5 protein-coding genes and 1 pseudogene are annotated in these 6,000 nt (G+C 42.3%); 1 reads left to right on the forward strand and 5 read right to left on the reverse strand.

Features of this window, described 5'->3' with window-relative positions:
• Positions 1–121: 121 nt before the first annotated feature.
• Positions 122–475, forward strand: coding sequence for a clan AA aspartic protease (locus HEQ36_RS19375; protein WP_168635399.1), 354 nt, complete (start codon positions 122–124; stop codon positions 473–475).
• 16 nt (positions 476–491) lie between these two features.
• Here HEQ36_RS19375 and HEQ36_RS19380 read toward each other — a convergent pair whose 3' ends face one another.
• The 5 genes and pseudogenes from HEQ36_RS19380 to HEQ36_RS19400 all read right to left on the reverse strand — a co-directional run.
• Positions 492–1,181, reverse strand: coding sequence for a J domain-containing protein (locus tag HEQ36_RS19380; protein WP_168635400.1), 690 nt, complete (start codon positions 1,179–1,181; stop codon positions 492–494).
• Positions 1,182–1,196: 15 nt separating this feature from the next.
• Positions 1,197–2,159: a cysteine synthase A gene (gene cysK, locus HEQ36_RS19385; RefSeq protein WP_168635539.1), complete on the reverse strand. Its 963-nt coding sequence runs from the start codon at positions 2,157–2,159 to the stop codon at positions 1,197–1,199.
• 17 nt (positions 2,160–2,176) lie between these two features.
• On the reverse strand, positions 2,177–2,614 hold the full coding sequence (locus HEQ36_RS19390) for an Rrf2 family transcriptional regulator (RefSeq protein WP_015081082.1): 438 nt from the start codon (positions 2,612–2,614) through the stop codon (positions 2,177–2,179).
• A 281-nt stretch (positions 2,615–2,895) separates the two neighbouring features.
• On the reverse strand, positions 2,896–4,629 hold the full coding sequence (locus HEQ36_RS19395) for an iron uptake porin (protein WP_168635401.1): 1,734 nt from the start codon (positions 4,627–4,629) through the stop codon (positions 2,896–2,898).
• 1,056 nt (positions 4,630–5,685) lie between these two features.
• Positions 5,686–6,000, reverse strand: a pseudogene (locus tag HEQ36_RS19400) (photosystem II D2 protein (photosystem q(a) protein)); the annotation flags it as partial.

A 6,000-nucleotide genomic window follows, 5' to 3' on the forward strand; every position in this document is an offset into this window, starting at 1 on the left:
CATGGAAACGTATTTGGGCTTCAAGCTCGAATTAATTTGATTATTTGTTTAGAGACTTCCAAGAAATAAATTATCCCAAGAAACGAACCACAGAGGCACAGAGTACACAGAGAGAGAATTTTTGCATCAGTTTTGGGACATTTTTTTATTTGGAAGTCTCTTATCAGAACCTGCAAATATAGAAATTGAATGTATTGTTGATACGGGTTTTGAAGGTTTTTTAACTTTACCCCCAGTTGTAATTACAGAACTTGGGCTGCCATACATTGCTCGAATTGATGCAAATTTGGCTGATAATTCCAGTATTGGAGTCAATGTTCATTTGGCAACTATTCTCTGGCAAGGTATAGAACCCGAGATTGCAGTATTGGCAATGGGTAGTCGTCCTCTGATTGGAACTGCGCTACTTGCAGATTATCATCTCAGTATAGATTTCTGTGATGGTGGTACGGTTATCGTTGATGATATTTTGTAACTTTGAGTATGTCTCATCAAGTAACCGACTCTTGCGCTTCCCGATACAATCTTTTCGCTATCCGAAATAATTCTTGTCCTGTGTGCAAATAACGATCATCATAGCTTAATGGGAAGTAGGCTAACTCCTCTATTCCATCTGCCACTTGACTCATACAATAGTAAATATGGGCTGCTGCGGCTGCAAAACTAGTAGGATTTGGCAAAGAACGAAACTTAATTTGTGCGTCTCGTAAATCTTCCCGACAGGATGCTAAATAATCTTGAAATTCGTCTAAAAGATCATCATCAAAAGGATCTGCGGCTAATTCGTCAATTTGTGATTCTAAAGAATTGAGAATTGTCGAAAGTATCCGATTTACTGGTTTATAAACTAAACGTAACCATTCTTCGACGTTTTCATCAACATCTTTTCTCGTTTTCCTAGTTGCTTTGTGGTGCTGTTGGGCAGACTCGGCACGTTTTTGGCGAACTTGATGAAATTGTTGCTGACTGTGACGGAGTTTTTCATCATAATTAAAACGACTTTTACTGTCACTTAAAACCTCATAGGCAGCATTAACACGAATAATTTGTTCATTGTCTGTGATTTCTTGATTACTATCAGGATGAAAAATTTTCACCAAGCGGCGATAAGCTTGTTTAATCTCCGCAAGACTTGCATTGTTGCTAACTTTTAGGGTGTCGTAGTGGTTAAAATCGGACATGAAGCCAATAGATTGTTAACTGACGCTAGTTGCTGTTTTGGCTTCTAGGTCTTGGAATAAGGGTGTACTTAAATATCTCTCACCGAAACTAGGCTGAATCATCACTATTAAGCGTCCTTGATTCTCTGGACGTTGGGCAATACGAACCGCTGCACAGAGGGCTGCACCACTGGAAATGCCCGATAGTAGCCCTTCCTCCCTGGCTAATTTGCGACTAAAGGCGATCGCATCCTCATCAGTAACCGTAATTACCTCATCAATCAATTCTAACTTTAACACTTGGGGAATAAAACCCGCCCCAATGCCCTGAATTTTATGGGGACCCGGTTTACCTCCCGATAATATCGGGCTATTAGCTGGTTCTACAGCGATCGCCTGAAAACTCGGTTTCCGGGCCTTCAAAACTTCCGCCACCCCAGTAATCGTCCCCCCAGTCCCCACACCCGCCACAATCATATCCACCAATCCATCCGTATCCTCCCAAATTTCCTCCGCCGTAGTTTCCCGATGAATTTGGGCATTAGCCGGATTGCGGAACTGTTGCAACATATAAGAGTATGGTGTTCTATCCACAATCTCCTGCGCCCGCCGAATCGCCCCACTCATCCCCGCAATTCCCGGCGTGAGTTCCAATTGGGCCCCATAAGCCCTTAACATCGCCCGCCGTTCCGCACTCATCGTTTCCGGCATAGTTAAAATTAATTGATACCCCTTAGCCGCCGCTGCCATAGCCAAAGCAATCCCAGTATTTCCCGATGTTGGTTCTACCAGAATCGTCTTCCCAGGGGCAATTAATCCTTCCTTTTCCGCCGCCATAATCATACTTACCCCAATGCGGTCTTTTACCGATGACGAAGGGTTCATACTTTCCAATTTCACGAGAATTGTAGCCACACAACCTAATTCTTGAGGAATCCGGTTTAACTTAACTAGAGGTGTCCGTCCCACCAATTCCGTAATATTTTCAACAATCCGCATCATAAAATTTTCTGTCTTCAAATGTAGTACATGATATCCAACTGCTTCCGGGAATCCCGTTTTTCACAAAGATCCTGAAGCGAATAATTTTGTAACACTGAATTTGCCGCCTGACGTGCTTCTTGCCAAATTTCTGACACCACAGAATTATCTAAACTTGTGAGGTTAGTATTTTGTTCACCAGTCTGCACATCTAAACCTTCCAAACATTCTAAAATCTCAAAGATACTAATTTTCCGAGGTTCTCGCGCCAATAAATAGCCGCCTTTTGAACCCCGTTGACTTTTAACTATACCCCCCCGCCGCAAAGTTGCTAACAGTTGTTCTAAATAGCGATCAGGTATCTTTTGTTGCAGAGCGATTTGCCGAATTTGCATCGGTTCACCGTTTTCATAATGAGTAGCCATCTCTAATAACGCCAAAATTGCGTATTCAGATTTACATGATAATTCCACAAGCAGTAGTCCAAGATGAAAGTTGAAGCATGAAGTTGAGCAAAACCTCACAGTTAGAGACTTCCAAGAAATAAATTATCCTAAGAAACGAACCACAGAGGCACAGAGTACACAGAGAGAGAATTTCTGCATCAGTTTTGGGACATTTTTTTATTTGGAAGTCTCTTAAGCTCTTTTCCAGTATACTCCGGTTCTTAACTGGGGTTTTTCTCTCCACAAAAAAACCCCGCCATGAGGCAGGGTCAAATCACGTTGAAACTTATCAACAAACTTTTAACTATTTAGAAGCTAAAAGTTGTTCTGAGTGTACCAACAAAGGCATCATTACTGGTATTATTTTGTCCAGGAGATGTCATCCAAATAACTCCAGGAGTTACGGATACATTTTCAGAAACGCGATACTTATAGAAGCCTTCTACTTGGTATGGAGTCTCTCTACCAGTCGCACCTAGTGAGTAAGGTTGAGCGCCACCGAAGATACCCAAGACGTTACCTTTCTTACCAAAATCAGGTAAAGCTAAACCTGCACCATAGCTCCAAGCTTCTTTATCATCATTAGCTCCAAAGCCTGTAACATCATGGTAGGAAACGAAACCACTCAAAGACAGTTTATCGCTAGGCTTGATAGCTGCGGAAATACCGTAGGAGTTGCTGGAAGAGGCACTAGCAGCACCTGTTGCCGAATTAACGCCTAAAGTATTCGCTTGTGCAGTGCCTACTAAAGCACCAGTACCAATTCCTGAATCAAATAAGGTAGTACCTGCTTTTTGATAACCATGCACATAGGTGGCAGCCAAAGCAACGCGATTACCAACGTTAAAGTTTAACTGACCCAAAGCCGCATAGTTGCCATCAAACAAGCCATTGCTGGGACTAGGATCATTAGCGTTTGCAGCTAAGTAACCTAATGTGAGAGAACTTGGTTTCAAGAAACTATCACCGGGTTTCCCAAAGGGTACATTCAAGGCAATACCAGAACCACCACCAATCCGGTAGATGGGGTTTTCAGATGCGAAGGTACTTAAAGCCCCTTTACCACCATCTGTTTTATCAAAGAAGTAAGGATTGTTAACAGCGGCATAATCACTATGTTGCCCACCACTAGCTGAAAGATAAACTCTTGCAGGTCCTACAGGCGCTTCATAAGTTAACTTGTCAATTTTAACGCTGTTAGCTGGGTTAGTTGCACCAACTTCAAAGGTTTGTTTGCCGACTCCACCAGCATCAATAGGAGTATTGGCATTATTTCTGAAACTAAAGCCTGTGGCATTACCAGCAGCCAAACGGGTAGTTAATATATCTCTACCTGTAAAGCTGGTTTCTAAACCTAAGCGCACTCTATCCTGGAAAACTGCCCGGTTAGCTTTGCCTGTTTCACCACCAAAAACGTCGGTGACAGCAAAAATAGCTTCACCTTTTAACTTAGTGGTAGTGGAGAATTGATTGGCTTCTAATTCGGCAGTCCGGCCTTCTAAAGCATCTACTCGACCGCGTAAAGTTGCCAATTCCGCAGAAAATTCTTCTTGCAACCGCTGCAATGTTGCTAAATCCTGTTTTGTTACCATATCAGCGGTTGCTGTGGCAATCAATTCATTTACACGATCTAAACAAGAATTTAAACCAGCGGCAAATTCGTAACGGCTTAAAGCCCGATTACCGCGATATGTGCCATTGGGATAACCTGCAATACAGCCATAGCGCTCTACCAAAGATTGCAAAGCTTGGAATGCCCAATCTGTAGGTTGCACGTCAGAGAATTGGGAAACTGATGTTACCTGATTTAAAGAAGTATTGTTTTCGTTGCTGTAGCGGTTAACCTGAGCCAAAACTTGGGCTTCTTTGGTTTCTGTTGCCAATGTTGCTGGCTTTTGAGAAACTTCTGTTGTAGAGGAAGTTTCTATTGCCGATGCGTCCTTGCTGGTACTGGGTGCGGCGATCGCTGTTGAAGATACTAACAGTGCTGCTCCCAAAATTGCTGGGCTAACCACCAGGGATTTCCACAAAATATTAGACATTTTTCCTTTTCTCCTCACACCTTCATATGGATAACTTGAGTTCGCTGTAGCCAACTGGTTACAAATGCGAAGTCTTGTTGAAACCTGTGTAATAGGCATGGCTGCCACCATTACCACAATCATAGCTTTCACAAGGCTAACAATTGATTAACTAATTGTTAAACTTTAATGCAATTAACTTATGCAAAAACTTTTAACTATATCCTGTGGTTATATTATCACTTTTTCTAATAACCAACATAAGATTTTCTGTTCAAGTACGTATGTATACTAAACACGGGTGAGATTTAAACTTTTGCCAAATGACAAACAACCCAGATGTGTAGGGGAAAAGCAAAAGCTGATATGTGTCAACTTAAGCTCAAATCCCTACCACATCTCGTTCCTAGTCTCTGACTAGGAATGCAGTTGATGAGGCTCTGCCTCTAATATCATTGAAGGCAGAGCCTTCTAGAATTCATTCCCAGTCAGAGACTGGGAATGAGATGAACTTAAGCTCAAATCCCTACCACACCTCGTTCCTAGTCTCTGACTAGGAATGCAGTTGATGAGGCTCTGCCTCTAATATATAATCGCCAAAAGCCTGAAACAACGGATTTTTTTAACTTCGCTGTGTACCGATCTAAAAAACACCCTTAAAAACTATCCGCCCTGATTTAGATTAGATAATCTAAGTCAGGGCGGTCTAGCGGGTCTTCAAGTTGCAACCAGACTGCCGGAAGGAACTCCGATGTTAAGCCTAGTTAGTTGAGCTAACTTAGTATCTCAAGAGAACTAAAGCTAACTTTTAGAGAACAGCCCCGGCACACAGCCGGCTAACTGCAACTTGATGACCCATGCGTATACTACTTTCTATCATGGGCATCACCTCCTTGTTGCCTAAATGGTCTTAGTTTCAAAAGGGGCAAAGCAAAATGCTTTGGGTTTCTAACCTGGGACTACTATAACACAACTGCGAAAATTTGCAATACCCTGATTTCAATTTCTGCCACAAAAAAACCCTCACCAATGAGGTAAGGGCTAACTAACAAAGATAAATTCAGGTAAATTCCAGAGTTAGAGAGCGTTACCACGTGGTAATACTTCTTCTGGGAATACGAACTGTTCGTGGGGTTGATCTTGAGGGGCCATCCAAGCGCGGATACCCTCGTTTAGTAAAATGTTTTTGGTATAGAAAGTTTCAAATTCTGGGTCTTCTGCTGCCCGTAATTCTTGGGAAACGAAGTCATAAGCCCGTAGGTTTAATGCTAAACCAACGATACCGATAGAACTCATCCACAAGCCTGTAACTGGTACAAACAACATGAAGAAGTGTAACCAACGTTTGTTGGAGAAAGCAACTCCGAAAATCTGTGACCAGAAACGGTTTGC

The organism is Anabaena sp. 54 (genome assembly GCF_017355725.1).
Lineage (GTDB): Bacteria > Cyanobacteriota > Cyanobacteriia > Cyanobacteriales > Nostocaceae > Dolichospermum > Dolichospermum heterosporum.

Excerpts from the sequence above, each read along its gene's own strand:
- cysK (WP_168635539.1), bottom strand. The coding sequence starts at position 2,159 with ATGCGGATTGTTGAAAATATTACGGAATTGGTGGGACGGACACCTCTA.
- HEQ36_RS19395 (WP_168635401.1), bottom strand. The coding sequence starts at position 4,629 with ATGTCTAATATTTTGTGGAAATCCCTGGTGGTTAGCCCAGCAATTTTG.
- HEQ36_RS19380 (WP_168635400.1), bottom strand. The coding sequence starts at position 1,181 with ATGTCCGATTTTAACCACTACGACACCCTAAAAGTTAGCAACAATGCA.